Raw genomic sequence first — 19320 nt, 5'->3', positions numbered from 1 at the left:
TTAATTTAAATATTAAAGAACTTTTTAGCATTTTCAAATGCTACCTTATCAATCTCTTTTTTATCATATCCTAATCTTTTTAGTGTTCTTACTGTTTTTGGAACAGAAAGTGGATTAGATGGCTTATTGCTAATATCACTATTCAATAGGAATTTATCAAAGCCGTATTTGTCCAATATTTCAATCGCCTCTTCGACTTCCATCTTTTGAGGCTGTACAGTCAATCCTATGGTGAATTCCTCATCAATTATCTCTTCAATGGTGTTAAGATTTATATGATCAATGACAACAAGTTTTGGGTTGATTCTTTCAAGCACGATTTCCTTAATGTCCTTTAGGACTTCAAGCTTATTTCTTCTTGGAGTGTGGATGATTACTTTTGATTCTGTTCTATCTGCCAATTCCAATTGCTTTTTAAAGACTTCCTTTTCCAAATCAGTATTTTCATCCAATCCTATTTCTCCAATCGCTATAATTTCCTTGTTTTCTATCCAAGTCTCTAATGCTTCAAATATGATGTCATTATCCTCCAATGCATTAACTGGATGAATTCCCAGTGCAACCCTTAAGTCAAGACCATATTCTCCGGCTCTTCCGGGTTCAAAGTTTAGGATTCTATTCAAGTGGTTTAAAAGTATTTTAGGGTCATTATCAATTTTATATGGGTAGTATGAGCAGGTAATTGCGGTGTCTATTCCGCTAATGAACATCTTTTCAAAGTCTTCACTGCTTCTTGAATCAGCATGCATATGTGTATCAATCATATTTTCACCATTATTTTTTTTCTTTGGAATTTAGCAATTAGATATTTTTCATGTTTATATTAAAAAATCACTTTCTAATTATTATTTGATTTGTTTTATATATTATTTTTTCTAAAATACTTTTAGATTCAATATTTTTAAAAAAATTTACAGTTTGACATCAATATTGATGTCATCTTGTAATTGTTGTTCATGTTTTTCTAGCATGTTTATATATGTGTTTATTAAAATAATAAATTGAGTTAACTATCCGTTAACAGATTTTATGATTAAATTTATAACTTTTTCACGTTATTTATTTAATGTAGGGATGTTTTGAGTTAGGGGCTTTGCATTTTTGTTTGTTTTGTTCTTGTTCTTATTTGCTTAGTTTTATTGGGCAATAAATAATTTTACATTTTTTTAAAATTATGGTTTGTTTAGTTTATCAATTGGTTTGATAATCTATAAATGGTGGTAATATGTATTATTTCTCAGTTGTTGGAGAAGAGTTGAAATTTTTAAATAATTCTGATATTAGGATAAAAGTCTTGGTGGATTTATTGGATGGGCCTTTGAAAATAAGGGATATAAATAGGAAGTCTCTATTGAGCTACAGCTCAATTTCAAGCAATATTCATAAGTTGTGTGATGAGGGATACGTAGAGAAGATTCATAACAGCTTTCAATTGACAAATTTAGGGTTGATTTACATAACAATATTGCTGGATTTTAGGGATGTGATCTCAACAATTACCAATAATTCAGATTTTTGGTTAGATCATGATATCTCATCTTTGTCCCTTGATGATTTAAATAGACTATCTTCTTTGGAGGGCTCTGAATTGATTAGATGCAATTCAATGGATATTTATAGGACACATAAAGAGTTCAAGCGATTATTTAAAAATTCTAAAAACTTGAAAGTCATTTTCCCATACCTTCACCCAGAATATCCTAAATTGATTAGAAGATTGGTCTTAAAGGGAATCAAGGTTGAATTGATAGTTTCTAAAGACATCTTGGATGGTTTTATTGGGGATATTGGAAAGGATGTTGTTAAAAAAGGAATTTATGATGGCAATTTTTCCATAAAATACTTTAATGAGGATGTTAAGATTGCTCTTGCAATTTCACATGAATTCGTTACAGTGGGATTGTTTAAGCTAGATGGAACTTATGACCAAAACAGATTATTGCTCTCCAATAGGAAAAGGGCAATTAGTTGGGGATTGACTATTTTTGACTCATATGATGAAAATGCATTGCCTTTGATTTTGGATTGATTTTCAGGTGATTTTATGTTTGATAAAGAGGATTCACGAAATAGATACGATGATTTCATTACTGTTCGCTTTTTATTGGCTTCTAAAATGAGGCCTTTGCTTTTGTTACTGTTGTCTGATATGGCATATGACTTAAATGACTTTAGGGAGGAATTGGATAAGCCTTCTGCTTCAATATTGCATGGATTGAAGGAGTTGGAACGCATTAATCTAATCAAAAAGAATTTCAAAAGGTATTCATTATCCTCTAAAGGTGTCCTATGTTCTGCAAGCTTGAAGAAACTTTTTATGGATTTGTATATTTTCGAAATCAATAGGGATTTTTGGCTCAATCATTCAATCGAATCAATTCCAAGTGACTCCTTTAGAAACACCTATTTGCTTAAGGATTCTGTTTTTGTAGAATCTGATGAGCATAACCTGTCAAAGTCATTCACAAAGTATCTGGAATTGTTGAGCAATTGCGGAAATATGGAAATCATTCTGCCTATATTCCTAGAGGAACATTTGGAGATCATCTTGGAAAATCTGGAAAATGGGGATAATTTGCTTCTGATTACAAATGATGAGGTTCTCACTTCCTTAAGGAACTCAAAGTATTATGGGGATTTAGCTGATTTCTCTAAAAAGGGACAGGTTATCATTAGAAAGGTGGATTATGACTTAAAGGTGTTCTTGACAATCTGTGATGATTTCATGTCCTTGAGTCTCTTCTTTAAGGACGGACTTTTTGACAATTCATGCTTTATTCTCAATGAGCATTCTGAGGGTATAAAGTGGGCAAAGACATTATTTGAAAAGTTTTTTGAAAAGTCAGTTAGAGTGCTTTAAGGCTAAAATAGGTTAAAAAAAGTAGTTTTCTTAGTGCAATTTAAAGTTAAATTATTAATTTTAAAAAGCTAAAAAATAGTAAAAAACAGTAAAAAATAGTAAAAAACAGTAAAAAAATAGTAAAAAGTATACAAGTTAATAAAAAGCGTAAGTTATTAAAAAAATAAAAAAAGTTAAAGAAATTTAAAAGTTTATTGAAGTTTTGCTTCAATAACTTCTTTTAAATCTTCTATTTTTACTCTTTCTTGTTCTTCAGTGTCCCTATCTCTTATTGTAACAGTATTGTCTTCTTTTGTATCAAAGTCTACTGTAATAGCTATTGGAACACCTACTTCATCTGCACGAGCATATCTTTTTCCAATGGTTCCTGAAGTGTCATTGTCTACAGTGAAACCCGCTTCACGAAGTTTGTGAGTGATGTCAATTGCTATTTCACCGAGACCTTCCTTGTTCATCAATGGGAAGACACTTACTTGAATTGGTGCAATCTCTTTTGCAAACTTGAAGTATTCCTTTTCAAATCCGTCTTCTTCAGTCTTAAATGAATGCAATAATGTGCAGTAAAGGATACGGTCGATACCGAATGAAGGTTCAATTACATGAGGAATGATTCTTTCCCCTTTAACTTCCTCTTCAATATCTTCAAAGATCAAGTGCTCTTCAAGAATCTCGAATGTGCTGTCAAGTTCAAGGATGAATTTTCCTTCACTTTCGATTTGTTCCTTAAGTGCCAAGACTTCATCATCTGATAAGTTTTCAATGTAAGTTTTTATTTTTGGAGAATCTCCTTTGAATGCAGGTCCGAATAGCTTTAAGTTAGGCTTTACGATAGTTTTTGAGACGAGTTTAGGTTCATCGTATTCCATGTAAATGCTTAATTCCTCATTACTGAACTGGCTGTGTGCAGTTAGGTCATAGTTTCCTCTGTCTGCAATACCGATGATTTCAACCCAACCGTATTGGTCAGTCAAGCATTCAACGTCCCAGCAGTCAAGTGCATAGTGAGCCATTTCTCCAGGCAAGTGTTGTCTGAATCTCAATACTTCATCAGGAATTCCTAATTCCTTCAAGAATTTTCTTGCAAGATATAATTGATAGATCAATGTTTCAGAGGACACGACACCTTGGTCTAAAGCTTCTTGAGCAGTGATTTCCAAGGTTTCCTTATCATTCATTTGAACATCTTGAGAGGATAAGTATAATATTTCATCAGCTATTTGGCTGAATTTAGGATGAGTCTTGTCTTCAGGGTCTAGGAATATTTCCGCTTCAGCTTGAGTGAATTCTCTTAAACGAATAACTCCTTGTCTTGGTGAGATTTCATTTCTGTATGCTTTTCCAAGTTGCACAGCACCGAATGGGAGCTTGTTTTTAAAGAATCTGGATAATCTTTTGAATAGAATGAAAATTCCTTGAGCAGTTTCAGGTCTCATGTATCCTACTTTGTCACCTTTTGCTCCGATTTCAGTCTTGAACATTAGATTGTAGTTCCAGATGTTTGCCAAGTCTCCACCACAGCTTGGACATTTGATATTGCTTTCCTTCACGATTTCATCCATTTGGCTATTTTCCAAGCTTTCAACATCTTCGCCGATTGCCTCTTCAATGATGTGGTCTGCTCTAAACACTTCACCGCAAGAGAGACATTTGGTCATAGGATCAGTGAAGTTGTCAACGTGACCTGATGCCTTCAATACTTCTTTAGGCATTACTGTAGGTCCTTCAATTTCGTGGAAACCTTCTCCTGCAATGTATTGCTTTCTCCACTTTTGCATGATGTTATTCTTTAAGCTTGCTCCAAGAGGTCCATAATCTGTAAATCCAGACACTCCTGAGTAAATCTCAAAAGATGGCCATAAGAAACCTCTTTTACGTGCAATATTAAACATTTTTTCATGATTCATTAATATTTCTCCATAATAAAATAATTTTTTAAATTAATTAGAATAATTAATTAGAATATTTAATTAGAATATTTAATTAGAATATTATTGAAATAAGTTATTATAATCAAATAATTTAACTTAATAATTTAACATTTTAATTTTTCTTTTTAATTATTATTATAAGTTTTTATAAAATTAAATTCCATCATTAAAAAAATAAGTTAAATTAAAAAAAGTAATTAAAAAGTATTAGTTAATTATTTTTTATAATCAACTAATTCTCCAATTCTATTTAATACAGAATCAATAGATTTTTGGCTGTAATTCAATTCAATAGCATCGAACTTGCATGTTTGAACACAGTGCCCACAACCAACACATTTGTCTTGATCAATGCTTATTTTTCCATCTTCAATATAGATTGCATTTCCAAAGCAAACGTCATCATCTAAACATTTTCTGCACATCTTACAGTTATAGCTTACTGTATGCACTTCAACGTCTTCAAGCCTCATCACCTTATTGCTGATGTCATCATCCAAGTCTGGAAGAACTTTCCATAGGCAACAGCAAGGGCAGCAATGGCAAATTGTCAAGAGTTTTTCCTTTGGCCTTACATTCATCCAAACGCCATCTATTTTGTTTCTACCGATAACATGGCTTAATCCTAATTCATCTGCCTTGTCAACATGTGCTAAGGCCTCTTCAACAGTTGCGCTTCTACCGTATTTTGAAGCTATTTTCCTGCTTGCAGGGCCAATGAAAATACAACCGAAGTCTTGAGGGTAATCCTCACAATTTGCAGAAGTTCTGCAAAGGCATTTGTGCATAATGACAATATCTTCAGCTTCTTTTATAACTTCCTTGATTATTTGGCTCGGCACAAATTCAGAGTCATCTTTTTGGAAGCTTTGGTTGACTTCAATGTTTGTAGTGATGGTCTTATTGACGGCATTTTTGTTTGGAAGGACATAAACTTCATCATCTTCGAAAAGGATTTTATCAATGATTTTTTTAAATATCCTTGATCTTCTTGTCATTCTAGAAAGGAAAAATCGTGTATGGAATGTGTGCCCAACTAAAAATGTAGTTACATCTTCATAATATCCTTTTCTTCTGTCTTTATCGTCCATAGTTTAGTACCTTGAATTTTTTATTTTATAAGTCTAATATAGATATAATTCATTAATATTTAAATTTTTTGATAATTTTTAAAGTATAAATTTTTTTTATTATTTATCATTGTTTTCTTCTTCTATCTTTTTATTCAATCGTCTTAAAATGCCTTTTAATGTATGTGCCTCTCTTCCAGTAATGAAAGCTCGATTGATGATATTCCTGAACACTTTCAATCCGTTTTTCTTTTTATGATCGGGAATGGATAATGTGCTGATTAGCTTTTCCATATCACTTAACAAATATTCCTTTTCAAGTGCAGTGCTTTCTTCCAATCCTTCAACTGGATAATTGTTTCTGTTTTTAAAGACTTCATAAATGATAACTGCAGCGGCATGTGAAATGTTCATTATAGGATAACTTGGGTCAGTTGGAATGCTTACAGTGATGTCACACATTTCTATTTCTGCATTGGTCAATCCGTTTCCTTCCCTTCCAAAGAGAATGGCTATCTTATCGTTGTAGTTCATTGACTTTCCAAGTTCTTCCGGTTTTATTGGAATCCTTGAGAGGTTATAACTTCCCCCAGGGGCTCCTGTTGAACCGACAATAAAGTCAATTTCATTGTCTTTTACAAAGTCTTCAACGGTATCATAAATCAATGCATTTTCAACAGTTTCCCTTGCATGCATAGCTTGATAATAAGCTTCATCCTTAAGGGTGCATGGGTTGATTAGAACTAATTTATGGAGTCCGAAGTTACCCATGGTTCTTGCTAAAAATCCAACATTTCCAGGAGATTCACATTCTACAAAAACAATATAAATGTTTTCCTTTAGGCGTTTAGTTTCTTCATCCTCAACTATTTCCTTAACTTTGCCTCTATCGCTTGATTTGTTTTTGTTTTTCATGATAATCTTCTGTTGATTTTATTGCCTATTCGTCATAAGCCATTTTAAGCAATTGAATAAGATTTAATATTTTTACGTTTTCAAGACCAATTTCGTTCAAACCGTCTTGGATGTTGATTTGACAGAATGGACAGATTGTAGTAACATAATCTGCACCTGTTGCTTTAACCATCTCTGCTTTGTCTTTAGCAAGCCCTAAAGCGATTTCAGGTTTTCCAGATTTGATTCCTCCACCTGCACCACAGCATTGGTTAGGAAGTTCAAGTTCTTCAAATTCAACTCCAGGAATCATTTCAATGATTTTTCTTGGCTCTTCTCTAATGCCTTGCCCCCTTGACAAATGGCACGGATCATGCCAAGTCACTTTGGTATCCACTTCCTTCATTTTGCTTGTATCAAGCTTGTCAATGAGGAACTCACTGATATCTTGAACATTGAGATTTGAACCGTATTTAGGATGGTCATTTTTGAGGGTTGCCCCACAACCTGCACAGATAGTGATAACTTTATCATAATCCTTGAAGATCTCCTTGTTCTTGTCTACAAGCTCTTGGACTACATCAACTTGGCCTGTCCTTAAAAGAGGTGAACCGCAACAGACTTGTCCTTCTGGAATGTCTATCTCAATGTTGTTTGCCTTTAATACATCAAGTAGTGCATATCCTACCTCTTGGGCTCTGTAATCCACCATACATCCTGTGAATAATGCAACTTTTTCCTTATCTTCATTATCATCAGTATAATATTTGCCTTCTTCATCCCATTTCTTATGGATTGTTTCAATGAATGGCTCTTCAGGTTTGCTCACGCTTCTTCCGCTTGCTACAACATTATCCTTGAAGACCTTATGAGCATCAAGAGGTCCAAGATTTCCAGCATAAGCCATTGCTCTGAGTTTTTCGATTGCATCCCCAAAGCTGTTGATGTTTTTAGGACAGATTTCCCCACATTTTCCACAGCTTGTACAGGAATACATTCCGCTGTCAAGAGCTTCTATCAATCTGTCATATTCATCTCTTGGATCAAAGTCAAACTTGGAGATGTATCTTAAGTAGTAAGGTCCGAGGAATTCTTCATTGAAGTGCTTTACCACCGGACAACTGGATAAACAGGTATAACATTCAATGCAGCTTCTAACCTTTTTGGTATCCTTGATGTCTTCAGGCTTAAGCTTTTCATGGGAAGTTTCGCTGTCACAATCCAAGCTTAACTGCAATTGCTTTACCTTTTCATCAGCTGAACTTCTATCCACAATCAAATCCTTTATGACTGGGAAATCCAATGGTTCAATCAATACATTATCACTAATTTCTGCCTTACATGCAAGTGCACCGTTTCCATTGATTTTCACTCCGCAGGAACCGCATTGTCCTGCAAGGCATGAGCTTCTAAAGCTTATGTCAGCATCATATTTTCTGTTGATCTCTTCCAATGCATCAAGCACTTTCATTCCAGGATATTCTTCAATTTCATAAGATTCAATATGAGCTTCCTCATCAGTTTCTCTGTTGAATCTTTTTACATAAACGGTAATCATAGCAATCCCTTTTTAAAACTATCAAATAATTATTTTATCAATATGATTTTTAAATTAATTTTATATTTTTCCTTAAATTGCATTTATTTATTTTTATATAATAAAATAATAAATCATTTTATATATTTTTATTTATTTAATTATAAAGTTTAGTATTTTTTAATCTCACATTTTTTATGTCACAATTCTTTTATCTAATCCTTAGCAACCACTCTAAAATTTCTTAAAAATGCCATGTATTAAATATATAAAGAAACTAATATCTTATTATGATAATTTATGAAATTTTATAAAATTTTATGATATTTTAGCGAATTTTAATTATTATCTTATATTTACAATTTAATTAAAACTTTAGAGATTAATCGATTTATGATTTTTCATCGTTATTTTAGAGAATGATATTAATTGATTGGTCTCGTGTGTGGTGAATTTATATGGCTTATGATCAATTAGTAACTAGTGAAAAAGGAGATAAGCTTTTCCTTTTAGGTAATGAAGCTGCTGTTAGAGGAGCTATTGAAGCTGGCGTATCAGTTGCAGCAACTTACCCTGGGACTCCTTCTTCAGAAATAGGAAATATTTTATCTGTTGTTGCTAAAAATGCAGAAATGTACTTTGAATTTTCTGCAAATGAAAAAGTGGCTATGGAAGTGGCAGCTACTGCAGCTGCAAGTGGCCTTAGATCATTTACTTTCATGAAGCATGTAGGATTGAATGTAGCTGCTGACTCATTCATGACAACTGCTTACTCTGGTGTTAAGGGAGGAATGATTATCCTTGTAGCGGATGACCCTTCACTTTTCTCTTCACAGAATGAACAGGATACAAGAAACTATTCAAGGCTTTCTTCCATTCCGATTTTAGAACCATCTTCCCCTCAGGAAATTAAGGACATGATGGTTTATGGATTTGACTTGTCTGAACAGTTTGGAATTCCAGTGATTCTCAGAACAAGCACTCGTGTATCTCATATGAGAGGAATTGTGGAATGCGGTGAGATTGAAAAACCTAAATCCACAACCAAGGAAACTGAATCTGATGGACATTGGTTAAGAGGATATTTCGTTAAAAATCCAAGGGAATTTGTTCCTGTTCCTGCAAATGCTCTTGCAATGCATGAAAGACTTGCAGAAAAAATGGGAAGAATGGAAGAGACAGCTAATGAAAGTCCAGTTAATGAGGTTTATTCTTTTGAAAATGGATCACTTCAAGGTAAATATGGTATTATTTCATCTGGAGGTGCTTTCAACTATGCTTATGATGTAGTTTCCCAAGAGAATTTAGGTATGGATATACTTAAAATAGCATTGTCTTATCCTACTCCAAAAGATTTGATTTATGACTTCTGCAAAAACTTGGAAGGAATCTTTATTGTAGAGGAAGTTGATCCTGTACTTGAAAGGGATGTCCTTGCTGTTCTTGGTGAGAATAATTTGGATTGTCCTGTTTACGGCAAGTTCGATGGAACTTTCCCAATGGTTCATGAATACAATCCAGACATTGTAAAGGAATCCATCAATAAGGTTGTTTCTGATTTGGCTGATGATGCTGAGTTTAAGGAAGAGTACAAATCAGAAAATGGCAAAGAGCTTGACGGAGATTTAATAGAAATCGTAGACAAGATGGAATTTACTGATGGTTTGAATGATTTGATTGAAAACATTCCAACAAGAGCTCCAACATTATGTGCGGGCTGTTCCCATAGGTCTGCTTATTATGCTGCTGTAAAGGCTTATGAAGAACTTGGCTATGCTAAAGAGGATATGATATTCGCTTCTGACATTGGATGTTACACTTTAGGAATATCCCCTCCATATGAAACTGCAGACTACTTGCTTGCAATGGGGTCATCTGTAGGTGACGGTTGCGGTTTCTCAATTGCAACCAATCAGCATGTTATGAGTTTCATTGGAGATTCAACATTCTTCCACAGCGGATTATCTCCTCTTGTTAATGCAGTTCACAATAAGAACAAGTTTGTGCTTACAATTTTAGATAACAGAATCACTGCAATGACAGGAGGTCAGCCAAACCCCGGTATTCCAGTTGATGGAATGGGAGATGAAGCTCCAGCTGTTTCCATTGAAGATATTGTAGAGGCAATTGGAGTCAAGTTCCTTAAGATTGTAAATCCACATAACATAAAGAAGACTGTTGACATTTACAAGGAAGCTCTTGAATACGATGGTGTTGCTGTTGTAATTGCAAGATACCCATGTACATTAATCAAGGGACAAAAGAAAAAGGCGCCTATGGTAATCAAGGACAATTGTGTCAAATGTCTTACTTGTGTAAATACTCTTGCATGTCCTGCAATCTCTTATCTAAACGATAATGTAGTTGTTGATGAGGCACTTTGTAAATCATGTACAGTTTGTATACAAGTTTGTCCAAATAAAGCTATTGGAGTAAAGAAAGGTGATTAAGATGGATAATAATGATAATAACAATTACAGTATTTACATTTCCGGTGTAGGCGGTCAAGGAATTATTAAGACATCTGTAATCATTGGTGAAGCTGCAATGCTTGAAGGTTATGATGTTGTGATGAGTGAGATTCATGGTATGAGCCAAAGGGGAGGATCTGTGTCAACTGAACTTAAGATGGGAAATTTCAAATCCTCAATTGTAGAGGAATCCAAGGCAGACTTGATTCTTGCATTTGAACCTATTGAAGTCTTAAGGGGATTGAATAAGGCAAACAAGGACACAACTTTAATCTTTAATACTTTCCCTATTGTGCCTTCAACCTTAACTCAAACTGGAGAGACCTATCCTGAACTTGATGATATTGTAAAGAATCTTAAGGATAATTTTGATTCAGTTTATCCAATTGAAGGAAATGGGCTTGCAATAGATGCTGGAAGCATCTTATCATTGAATATGGTGCTTTTAGGTGCATGTGTTGCAAATGATGATTTCCCACTTTCAAAGGAAACCGTCGAAACTGCAATGAAAAACAATTTAGCTCCTAAATTCCATGATATGAATTTAAAAGCTATTGAAAATGGTTATAATGCAATTAAAGACAAGCTTTTATAGCCTTCGGCTATAAAACCTTGACAAAAATCTTTTTATTAGTTGGGAGTTTCCAACTATTTCTTTTTTATTTTTATTTAAACTTTTTTTTAAAAATTATTTTATAAATAATTCTTATTTTCCATGTAATTTTATACCGCATATTTTACATACTGTGTCTTCTTCCTTAACTCTATTACCGCATTGTGGACAATATTTGGGAAGCTGTGGCTTAGTTGACTTGACTTTCTGATTAAGGAAAATGTCTTCTCTGATTTTCCTGTTTTGAATGAGACAAGCTCTATCCCAATCATGTTCCATTAGTGTCTTTTTTACAAAATAAGCTTCAACCATAGTATCATATTGGCCGTAATTTTCTTCCCCTCTTATAACACAGAACTTACGTTCCTTATGGTTGAATACGATTTCCCCTTCAAGGTCTTTTTTAAATTTCAGGTTTCCTTCAATACGTCCCCTTGGGCGACTTTCAGGAAATGGGGGAAGATCCATATTTTCATACTTGTTCGGCAAGTCGCATTCCACAAGAAGATCATAGTCAAACTTGCAATAAAACAAGCAATCCCTTTCATAGAGTGCATCGGATAGTTTACTGAATTCTCCGTAATCCTTATTGTTATATTTGATACGATATTTCTTACCTGACTTTACAATATTTCTGTAAAAATATCTTATATTATTAGTTTCTATCCTAACACCTCCATTCAAGTCGATTAGATGCAAATTGCCAAATTATAAGTTTATAAAATTTTTAAAAAAATAAGAAAAAATAATTAAATTTTATAGTAATATTAGTATGTTTTAATAATATATTAAATTTTTTAAATCAATTTTTTAATCAATTTTTTAATTAAATTTTTAACTCATTCCAAATCAATTCTAAAAAATTTAAATACTTCTAATAATTCTTTTATAAAATATTTTAAATTTCTTCCAATGCCTTTTTGGTAATTCTAATTGCACCGGCACTGTGAATGTGGACGGTTTGGTTTTCATCATTTTCTGCAATGTATTCCAGTTTCTCCAAGTAAGGCTTTACGCAATTGGGGTTTCTTTTTCCAACCACTCTAAACATTTCAGGAGCTTCTATCCTAAGCTTTTCATGGCTGTCTGTAATCATTTCATAAAATATGTCAAGCTTTTCACAAAACAGTTCTGGAGCATTGGCAGCTATGTTTTCACAAGTCCAAATAAATGCATGTCTGACATTTTCGGTTTTGTCATATTTCAGTTTCATCAATGTGTCAATATAATCGATTATCAAATCTTTGTCAGCTCTTCCTATCCTTCCAATTGCATTGGCTGACCTTTCCCTCAATTCGGATTCATCATTTTCAAGGTAACCTGCAATGTCATTGATATGTGGTTCTATTTCTTCAGGATATTTCAAACCCGTTTCTCCAAGAAGCCATAATGCCTTTGCCTTTACAGCAACAGAATAATCCTCATTTAATTTAAGTGCAACAAAATCTACATTTGCTTTCCAGCTTTCCTTATCCTTTGTAATGGTTCTCAATTCTTTTTAAATCTCTTTATCTGCATGGGTTGACATATTATTACTCTTCTTTATAAAACTTCATTGATTGGACTTATTAAAATCTATTAATTTTCACTCATAATTACTAATAAAATTCTCTTAACGAATATATTTAAGAATATCTATTTTTTCATCTTCATTATTTGCATTCAGTGTCACGTTTTTGCATTTTGCATTTTTCAATTTTCATTTCATCTTCATTATTTGCATTTCAGCATGCAATTTTTGCATCTTGTTAATTTGGATAAGTATTCATTTATATAATGATAATCTAACTAGTATTATCTAAAAACGAATGGAATTTCATTAATCATTTTAGAAATTTAAAAAAAACAAATTATAATTAAGTGTGATTTTATGTCTGAAAGTGAATTATATAGTAGAGCAGAAAAAAGAGTGGATGAAAAAATGGGATTTTATCACCATTTATACAGTTTCATTGCAGTAAACATAATTCTTATCATTATAAATGTCTTGTTTTCTCGTGGTGAATGGTGGTTTTATTGGGTAACCCTTTTCTGGGGAATCGGTTTAGTATCCCATTATCTTAAAACCTTTGTTTTCTTTGAGAAATTTGATGAAAAATACAGAGATCAAATGATAGAAAAGGAAATGGAAAAGATGAGAAAATAATCATGGATTTTAAAAATGTTTATTTTATTTAAAAACAATATTTTAAATTGATTATAGTTATTTTAAAAAAATTGTTTGGTAATTTTATGAAAGTGAATTTGTTTGTTTCAAAAGACCTTGAGGAGCCTTATGCAGAAATCTATACAGATGCATTGACTGACAATATTCAAAAGGCAATGGTTCTTTTGGAAAATGAAGAGGAATACGAAGAGGAAGGAATTGGTGACAATTCAATATTGGCTGTTAAGAAGGGACAGGATATTGTTCTTTTGGACTTTGAAGACATCTTCATGATCAGAGTTGAGGAAAAGCAGGCCAAGGCCTATACAGAGGATAAGGATTATTTGGTCAAAAGGCCTCTCTATCAGATTGAAGAGAATCTTGACTCTAATTTCGTAAGGGTTTCAAAGACCACACTTGTCAATTTGAGAAAGATAAAAAGAGTGGCTCCTTCCTTAAGGGGAATGATGTTTATTGAGCTTAAGAACGGATTGAAGGATAATATTTCAAGGAAATACTTATCCGATTTTAAGGAAGCTCTTAACTTATGATATTTATTGATTATGCTTATTTGTAAAGGTGGTTATATGAAATTGAATTTAATAGAAAGATTATCAATGGGAGCGTTTGTAGGATGCTTCGTTGTAATGCTTGTAATGGTATTGGGGTCTTATATTGCAGGTCCTCGTAATGTATCATTCAGCGGTTTGGAAATAATAAATGCATTCTTTGGATCCATAGTGGTTGGATGGGCATTTTCCTTAAGCGGATTGATTTATGATAAGGAAGAGGTTCCATCTTCACTTCAAGTCATATTTCAGATGGTAATTGGTATGGGTGTATTGTTTGCTGTGGCGGTTTACTTGAAATGGATGCCAATCAGCTTAGGAATCGGTCCAATAATTACTTGGATTGTAATAGCATGCATCTTTGCTGCATTATTCTGGGCAGGATTTTTTGTCTATTACTCTCTTCAAGCAAGAGATATAAATAAAAAATTGGAATTATCCAATAGATAGATAACTATAAATTAGATAATTCTTTTTTATTTTTTCTTTTTTTAACTTTTTTTTATTATTTTGTATTAATTTTAATTGTTTTTTCTATTTTAATTCTATTTTTTGGTAACTCCAGTTAATGTTCCATCTACAATGCAGTCAAAGTCAACCTTGTCGAGCCAACCTGCTTTGGTAAACATGTCCATGTATCCAACACCAATGATTTTCCCATCATCCTTTAGGATTTCTGCAATGGTTTTATTTAAATCATCCACATCGGTATTGGCTTTAGGCATGGTAAGTCCACCTAATAAGACTACTGCATCAGAACCATGAGGGTCAGATATTTCTTCATTAAGTTGCATTCCATATGGTTTGAATTCAAACTGATGGCATTTATCGATGTCAGTCCCACTAATGAAATGAGATTCCTTATCTCTTATTGCATATGAGAATAATGCTGCAAAAGGAGTGCAGACACCATGAGTACCTAAAAAAGTGACCTTTTCAACATCACCAACAGCTTCCTTAAATGCTACAATGTTCCCATTCAATCCTTTAAATTCACTAATTGTTTCCATGATTTCACATCCTTTAAATAATTAAGTATTCTTAATTAATCATTTTCAAATAAAAATATATAAAACTTATTTTAAAATTATTAATAATGAAAACTATAGCAAATGGATTAATCCTAAAAGGCACTGATTTAAGTCCTGTAAAGGAGAACATTGTCATTGATGATGAAAATAATATCATTGAAATCTCCAAGGATGCGGAAGAAGGAGAAATCATAGACTCATCAAATAAGATTGTATGCCCAAGTTTCATAAATGCACATACACATATTGGAGATTCCATCATAAAGGACGAGGGTGATGGCTTAAGTCTTGATGAAGTTGTAAAGCCTCCTCATGGAATAAAACATCTTGCATTGGAATCTGCAAGTGATGATGAGCTCATTGAAGCAATGAGAGAATCAATGTGGGATATGTACAATCTTGGAATCAGCCATTTCATAGACTATCGTGAAGGTGGTCTTGAAGGTGTCAAGCTTATCAAGGAGGCATCCAAGGACATCCCAATAACTCCAATCATTCTTGGAAGAGATAGCTCCTTTTATGGTGAAGATCCTGATTACCATCAGGTGAAAGTGGCTATCAGAAAGCTTCTGAAGCATGCAGATGGGATTGGATTAAGTGGGTTTGGTGAAATTGATACAACAGTTGCTGAAATAATCTGTGAAAAATGTGAAGCAGCAGGAAAGATATCTTCAATTCATGTAGCTGAAAATGAAAATAACCAATTTGTATCTTTGGAAAAGACAAGTAAAACTGAACCGCAAAGAGCATTTGAAGCGGGATTCAATCAGGTTGTCCATATGACCAATCCAAAAAATAATGACATTGATCTTCTTTCCAAATCAAATAGCTCTCTCACTATATGTCCAAGGTCAAATGGTGCATTGAGTGTTGGAATCATTCCACTTTTTGAAGTTTTGAAAACTGGAGTTAAGCCATTGATTGGAAGTGACAATATAATGATAAATAGGCCTAATCTATTTAGGGAAATGGAATTTACATTAAAGATAATGAAGGGTTTCTCTAAGAATTACATAGCGCCTGTTGAAGTATTGAAAATGGCAACAACCAATGTATGTATAACAGATTCAATCAGTGGTAAAATCAATAAATCATGCATTGAAGAAGGACAAAATGCTGAATTAATGATTATAAATCAAAAGTCAAACAATCCATATCTAAGTTTAATAAATAGAACTGAAGTGGATGATATCATTAATATTTTTTAAATAATGTTTTTCAAGATAATTTCATCTTGAATTATCATTTCTATTTTTGATTTTCTATTTTTTTTTATTTTTTATCCTATGAAATCCTTTATCAAATCTTCTATTTCTTTAGGTTTTTCCACCATCATCATATGTCCAGCATCTTTTAATAATTCAAATCTGCAATTTAGTGCATCTGCCACTTCACGGCCTCTTTCAGGGGGAACTATCTTATCGTATTCTGCAGATATCACCAATGCTTCTGCATTCACATTATCGATTTCCTTTAGGTTGTCAAAATCTGCAATTGCCTTTGTTTCAGCAACTCTGTCCTCTACGCTAAGTTCCTTTCCTTGAGGCCTCATTGTTTTCATGTTTTCAGGAATCTTTGTTGTAGGTGCAAATATGTTTGCCCTCATGATTTTGCCGTATTCCTCTTTTGTAACGTTTTCAACAGTCAATCCATTCTCTTTAAGAAGATTTGTTATTGCTGGATCTGAGCTGTCCCCTTTTGTTCCGATAAGGATGATCTTTTCAAAGGCATCTGAAATTTGGCTCGCTCTAAGCACAATAAAGGAACCCATGGAATATCCTATGGCAATTGGCTTTTCTAATCCAAGCTCATTTGTAAAGGCTACAAGGTCATTTGCAAGGTCTTCAAGTGTATAGTCTCCCATTCTATCGCTTTCTCCATGGCCTCTGCAATCAATTGTATATACTTTATATTTGTCAGTAAGACCATTTATCATAAGAAACATTGTTTCCTTGGATGAAGAGAGTCCATGAACAAGAATAATCTCTTTGCCATCTTCATAACCTGATTCATCATATGCAAGTTTAATTCCATTTGCTTCAATAAATTTAGTCATGATTTACAGTTTATTATTTTAAATATAAATTTATTGTTGTTATTTTTTAATTTAAAGTTAAATGGGTTAATTGTTTTTTATTTAAGAGTAAATAATCCCTCATGGAAAATGATAATTTTTTATAATTCTTTTCAATCCTTTCCATCAACAACTATTTTAAATTTTTCCAAAAAATATATTATCATTGCATTATATAAATTAAATCAATTAAGAATAAAAGTTTAGTTATTAGCTAAATTTAAGTTTATTAATTATTTTTAAGTGATTAAAATGGGTGAACAGTTATATAAAAAGATTTTATTGCCAACAGATGGTTCAAAATATTCAGACATTTCTGAAAAACATGCATTATCAATTGCAGCTACAAACAATGCTGAAATAATCGCTTTAAGTGTTATTGAAAACTCTTTTTCAATAGGTCTTCCAGATTCAGAAACCATTTCTGAAGTGAACAGATTGCTTAAGGACGAGAATGAAAAGAACCTTAAGAAAGTTGAAAGGCTTAGAGATGAATGTGGAATGGATGTGAAAATCACTACAATGGTTAAGGAGGGTTCTCCTGCAAGGGTAATTCTCGAAACAATTGAAGAGGAAGACATAGACCTTGTTGTTATTGGAAGTTCCGGCAAGACTGGAATCGACAAGTTCTTGATGGGAAGTGTAGCTGAAAAGGTTGTCAAGTCTGCAAAATGTTCTGTCTTAGTTGTTCATTGATTGCATTTAATGGAGTTTTAAATGAAGGAAATAGATTTTGATTTGGAGAACAACCCATTCATAAACTTCTTGTCATCAAGATATTCCATGTCTGCAAGGATTGATGTTGAAAACTTGTGGATTAAATCAAAGGAGCAGGATTTGTCCTTTTTTGTCATGTCACTTGGAGCATTGATGAATGCATTGAATGATATTCCTCAAATGAGAAGAAGGATCATTGATGGCAAGGTCATTGAATTCGAATCCTTGGATGCAGTTTGCCCAATAATGGATAAAGAGGAGACAGTCTTTAAGGAAATAAGGATAGAATGTCCTCAAAGATTCTATAACATTCTAAAATGGCATGATTATGTTGTGGATTATCAGCTTAATGTTTTGGAAGGAGTTGATAAGGCATTTGATGTGGATACAAGGGAAAGGGATAAGATAAACATTGCTAATTTTTCATGCATCCCTTGGGTTGATTTCGATTCAATCACCAATGCAACTGCTGCGGGAAATGCAATCCAACCTTTAATCACTTGGGGGAAGGTCAATGAGAATTATGAGATGACTGTATCCATAACAGTTAGCCATATATTTGTAAATGGGTTGGAATTGGCTAAGTTCTATAAGAACGTTCAAGAAAACTTTGACAGTTTGCTTTAATTTTTGCATCATTTATGAGATTTTCATATGGATTTTTTCTTTTTTCTTTTTTCTTATCTGTTCATTATTTTTTTATTTAATTCATTCTTGCATATTTCTTGATTTTTACAAAATTTACATAGTATTTTTTTTGCTTCCTCAATATGCTTATTTTCTAATAAAACTCATTAATTCTTCTTTATTTTATTTCTAGAGTGCTAATATTAATTTTAAATAATTCTAGTTTCCCATTAGTTTTTGAAACTTGCCCTGCTGAATTATGAGTTTTTTAATGAATATATAAAAAACTATAAATCTTGCTTTTTTTAATTAAATGGGTATGATTTATGCATATTTTTATTTAAAACTTGTAATTTATTTATTTTTGATTAAAATAATTATATTTTGGCCTTATTTTATCTAATAAACCAATATTCTATCTTTTTTATCTTTAATTGTTAAAAATCATTTATTTTTTGTTTAACTTGAATTTTTGTATTATTTACATTAATGAAATATTTTTCAATGGGTGATTTTATTTTTAACAAATATCCTACTTTTTTATTTGATTTAAATGAATCTATGTCCTTTAAAATTTGGATTTAAAATGAAAAGATTTATATAAGATTAACCAGTTAATTTTAATCAACATTAAAAAAGAAATACTGATGCTTTAGTCAAATAAAGCCCAAATTTTAATTTTTAATGATTAGATTATATTAAAAAGAAATTTGTTTGTATTGTTTGTAAGATAATAATTAAGAATTTAATTATTTTTTAAAAACCATTATTGACATATTTTTT

At 32.4% G+C, this 19320-nt stretch carries 19 protein-coding genes; 10 read left to right on the top strand and 9 right to left on the bottom strand.

The features are described from left to right. Positions 1–5 precede the first annotated feature (5 nt). Positions 6–764, bottom strand: a complete 759-nt coding sequence (locus tag VW161_RS03905; protein WP_304085594.1) for a TatD family hydrolase — start codon at positions 762–764, stop codon at positions 6–8. A gap of 461 nt (positions 765–1225) precedes the next feature. On the opposite strand from VW161_RS03905, the gene VW161_RS03900 reads away from it, so the two are divergent. Together VW161_RS03900 and VW161_RS03895 are read left to right on the top strand one after the other, a co-directional pair. Further along, positions 1226–2029: a helix-turn-helix transcriptional regulator gene (locus tag VW161_RS03900; RefSeq protein WP_304094087.1), complete on the top strand. Its 804-nt coding sequence runs from the start codon at positions 1226–1228 to the stop codon at positions 2027–2029. Positions 2030–2044: 15 nt separating this feature from the next. Beyond that, positions 2045–2860: a helix-turn-helix transcriptional regulator gene (locus tag VW161_RS03895; protein ID WP_304085598.1), complete on the top strand. Its 816-nt coding sequence runs from the start codon at positions 2045–2047 to the stop codon at positions 2858–2860. Between the two features lie 191 nt (positions 2861–3051). Here VW161_RS03895 and glyS read toward each other — a convergent pair whose 3' ends face one another. The 4 genes from glyS to tfrB form a co-directional block, all read right to left on the bottom strand. Further along, positions 3052–4764, bottom strand: a complete 1713-nt coding sequence (gene glyS, locus VW161_RS03890) for a glycine--tRNA ligase (RefSeq protein ID WP_304085600.1) — start codon at positions 4762–4764, stop codon at positions 3052–3054. Between the two features lie 239 nt (positions 4765–5003). Continuing rightward, a complete protein-coding gene (locus VW161_RS03885) occupies positions 5004–5879 on the bottom strand; it encodes a DUF362 domain-containing protein (RefSeq protein ID WP_304085601.1) in 876 nt (291 codons plus the stop codon). A 99-nt stretch (positions 5880–5978) separates the two neighbouring features. Beyond that, a complete protein-coding gene (locus VW161_RS03880; protein WP_304085603.1) occupies positions 5979–6773 on the bottom strand; it encodes a TrmJ/YjtD family RNA methyltransferase in 795 nt (264 codons plus the stop codon). A gap of 25 nt (positions 6774–6798) precedes the next feature. Beyond that, complete coding sequence (gene tfrB / locus VW161_RS03875) at positions 6799–8310, bottom strand: fumarate reductase (CoM/CoB) subunit TfrB (RefSeq protein ID WP_304085605.1); 1512 nt, start codon at positions 8308–8310, stop codon at positions 6799–6801. A gap of 437 nt (positions 8311–8747) precedes the next feature. On the opposite strand from tfrB, the gene iorA reads away from it, so the two are divergent. Together iorA and VW161_RS03865 are read left to right on the top strand one after the other, a co-directional pair. After that, positions 8748–10739 (top strand): indolepyruvate ferredoxin oxidoreductase subunit alpha, encoded by a 1992-nt coding sequence (iorA, locus tag VW161_RS03870; RefSeq protein WP_325192728.1) that lies wholly within the window; start codon positions 8748–8750, stop codon positions 10737–10739. Between the two features lies 1 nt (position 10740). Continuing rightward, positions 10741–11355 carry an indolepyruvate oxidoreductase subunit beta gene (locus VW161_RS03865; RefSeq protein WP_304085607.1) on the top strand — a complete coding sequence of 205 codons (615 nt, stop codon included), beginning with the start codon at positions 10741–10743 and terminating at the stop codon, positions 11353–11355. Between the two features lie 111 nt (positions 11356–11466). Here VW161_RS03865 and VW161_RS08910 read toward each other — a convergent pair whose 3' ends face one another. Both VW161_RS08910 and VW161_RS03855 read right to left on the bottom strand, forming a co-directional pair. Further along, positions 11467–12072 carry a zinc ribbon domain-containing protein gene (locus VW161_RS08910; protein WP_442919853.1) on the bottom strand — a complete coding sequence of 202 codons (606 nt, stop codon included), beginning with the start codon at positions 12070–12072 and terminating at the stop codon, positions 11467–11469. Between the two features lie 199 nt (positions 12073–12271). Next, complete coding sequence (locus VW161_RS03855) at positions 12272–12865, bottom strand: HEAT repeat domain-containing protein (RefSeq protein ID WP_325192727.1); 594 nt, start codon at positions 12863–12865, stop codon at positions 12272–12274. 378 nt (positions 12866–13243) lie between these two features. Here VW161_RS03855 and VW161_RS03850 point away from each other — a divergent pair, with 378 nt between their 5' ends. The 3 genes from VW161_RS03850 (at position 13244) to VW161_RS03840 (ending at position 14538) form a co-directional block, all read left to right on the top strand. Beyond that, a complete protein-coding gene (locus VW161_RS03850; protein WP_304085610.1) occupies positions 13244–13519 on the top strand; it encodes a 2TM domain-containing protein in 276 nt (91 codons plus the stop codon). Positions 13520–13605: 86 nt separating this feature from the next. Beyond that, the gene (locus VW161_RS03845; RefSeq protein ID WP_304085612.1) at positions 13606–14070 is read left to right on the top strand and encodes a LytTR family DNA-binding domain-containing protein; all 465 of its coding nucleotides are present in this window, start codon (positions 13606–13608) and stop codon (positions 14068–14070) included. A 36-nt stretch (positions 14071–14106) separates the two neighbouring features. Continuing rightward, a complete protein-coding gene (locus VW161_RS03840) occupies positions 14107–14538 on the top strand; it encodes a DUF3021 domain-containing protein (RefSeq protein ID WP_325192726.1) in 432 nt (143 codons plus the stop codon). A 95-nt stretch (positions 14539–14633) separates the two neighbouring features. On the opposite strand, the gene VW161_RS03835 is transcribed toward VW161_RS03840, so the two are convergent. After that, positions 14634–15098: a DUF2124 family protein gene (locus VW161_RS03835; protein ID WP_325192725.1), complete on the bottom strand. Its 465-nt coding sequence runs from the start codon at positions 15096–15098 to the stop codon at positions 14634–14636. A gap of 86 nt (positions 15099–15184) precedes the next feature. Here VW161_RS03835 and VW161_RS03830 point away from each other — a divergent pair, with 86 nt between their 5' ends. Continuing rightward, on the top strand, positions 15185–16327 hold the full coding sequence (locus VW161_RS03830) for an amidohydrolase family protein (RefSeq protein ID WP_325192724.1): 1143 nt from the start codon (positions 15185–15187) through the stop codon (positions 16325–16327). Between the two features lie 71 nt (positions 16328–16398). Here VW161_RS03830 and VW161_RS03825 read toward each other — a convergent pair whose 3' ends face one another. Then, entirely contained in the window at positions 16399–17175 is a 777-nt protein-coding gene (locus tag VW161_RS03825) for an alpha/beta fold hydrolase (protein ID WP_325192723.1), read from the bottom strand. A gap of 270 nt (positions 17176–17445) precedes the next feature. Between VW161_RS03825 and VW161_RS03820 the strand changes: the two genes are divergently transcribed. Next, on the top strand, positions 17446–17889 hold the full coding sequence (locus VW161_RS03820) for a universal stress protein (protein WP_304085620.1): 444 nt from the start codon (positions 17446–17448) through the stop codon (positions 17887–17889). A gap of 21 nt (positions 17890–17910) precedes the next feature. Beyond that, entirely contained in the window at positions 17911–18537 is a 627-nt protein-coding gene (locus tag VW161_RS03815) for a CatA-like O-acetyltransferase (protein ID WP_304085622.1), read from the top strand. The last annotated feature ends 783 nt before the right edge of the window (positions 18538–19320 follow it).

Origin of the sequence: Methanobrevibacter ruminantium (genome assembly GCF_016294135.1) — an archaeon.
In the GTDB taxonomy this organism is placed as follows: domain Archaea; phylum Methanobacteriota; class Methanobacteria; order Methanobacteriales; family Methanobacteriaceae; genus Methanobrevibacter; species Methanobrevibacter ruminantium_A.
Note: the sequence above shows the minus strand (reverse complement) of the source record. Positions and strands in the feature narration are given on the sequence as shown.

Bases quoted from the DNA above. Each gene is read 5' to 3' on its own strand.
- VW161_RS03905 (WP_304085594.1), bottom strand. From the start codon at position 764: ATGATTGATACACATATGCATGCTGATTCAAGAAGCAGTGAAGACTTT.
- VW161_RS03900 (WP_304094087.1), top strand. From the start codon at position 1,226: ATGTATTATTTCTCAGTTGTTGGAGAAGAGTTGAAATTTTTAAATAAT.
- VW161_RS03895 (WP_304085598.1), top strand. From the start codon at position 2,045: ATGTTTGATAAAGAGGATTCACGAAATAGATACGATGATTTCATTACT.
- glyS (WP_304085600.1), bottom strand. From the start codon at position 4,764: ATGAATCATGAAAAAATGTTTAATATTGCACGTAAAAGAGGTTTCTTA.
- VW161_RS03885 (WP_304085601.1), bottom strand. From the start codon at position 5,879: ATGGACGATAAAGACAGAAGAAAAGGATATTATGAAGATGTAACTACA.
- VW161_RS03880 (WP_304085603.1), bottom strand. From the start codon at position 6,773: ATGAAAAACAAAAACAAATCAAGCGATAGAGGCAAAGTTAAGGAAATA.
- tfrB (WP_304085605.1), bottom strand. From the start codon at position 8,310: ATGATTACCGTTTATGTAAAAAGATTCAACAGAGAAACTGATGAGGAA.
- iorA (WP_325192728.1), top strand. From the start codon at position 8,748: ATGGCTTATGATCAATTAGTAACTAGTGAAAAAGGAGATAAGCTTTTC.
- VW161_RS03865 (WP_304085607.1), top strand. From the start codon at position 10,741: ATGGATAATAATGATAATAACAATTACAGTATTTACATTTCCGGTGTA.
- VW161_RS03850 (WP_304085610.1), top strand. From the start codon at position 13,244: ATGTCTGAAAGTGAATTATATAGTAGAGCAGAAAAAAGAGTGGATGAA.
- VW161_RS03845 (WP_304085612.1), top strand. From the start codon at position 13,606: ATGAAAGTGAATTTGTTTGTTTCAAAAGACCTTGAGGAGCCTTATGCA.
- VW161_RS03840 (WP_325192726.1), top strand. From the start codon at position 14,107: ATGAAATTGAATTTAATAGAAAGATTATCAATGGGAGCGTTTGTAGGA.
- VW161_RS03835 (WP_325192725.1), bottom strand. From the start codon at position 15,098: ATGGAAACAATTAGTGAATTTAAAGGATTGAATGGGAACATTGTAGCA.
- VW161_RS03830 (WP_325192724.1), top strand. From the start codon at position 15,185: ATGAAAACTATAGCAAATGGATTAATCCTAAAAGGCACTGATTTAAGT.
- VW161_RS03825 (WP_325192723.1), bottom strand. From the start codon at position 17,175: ATGACTAAATTTATTGAAGCAAATGGAATTAAACTTGCATATGATGAA.
- VW161_RS03820 (WP_304085620.1), top strand. From the start codon at position 17,446: ATGGGTGAACAGTTATATAAAAAGATTTTATTGCCAACAGATGGTTCA.
- VW161_RS03815 (WP_304085622.1), top strand. From the start codon at position 17,911: ATGAAGGAAATAGATTTTGATTTGGAGAACAACCCATTCATAAACTTC.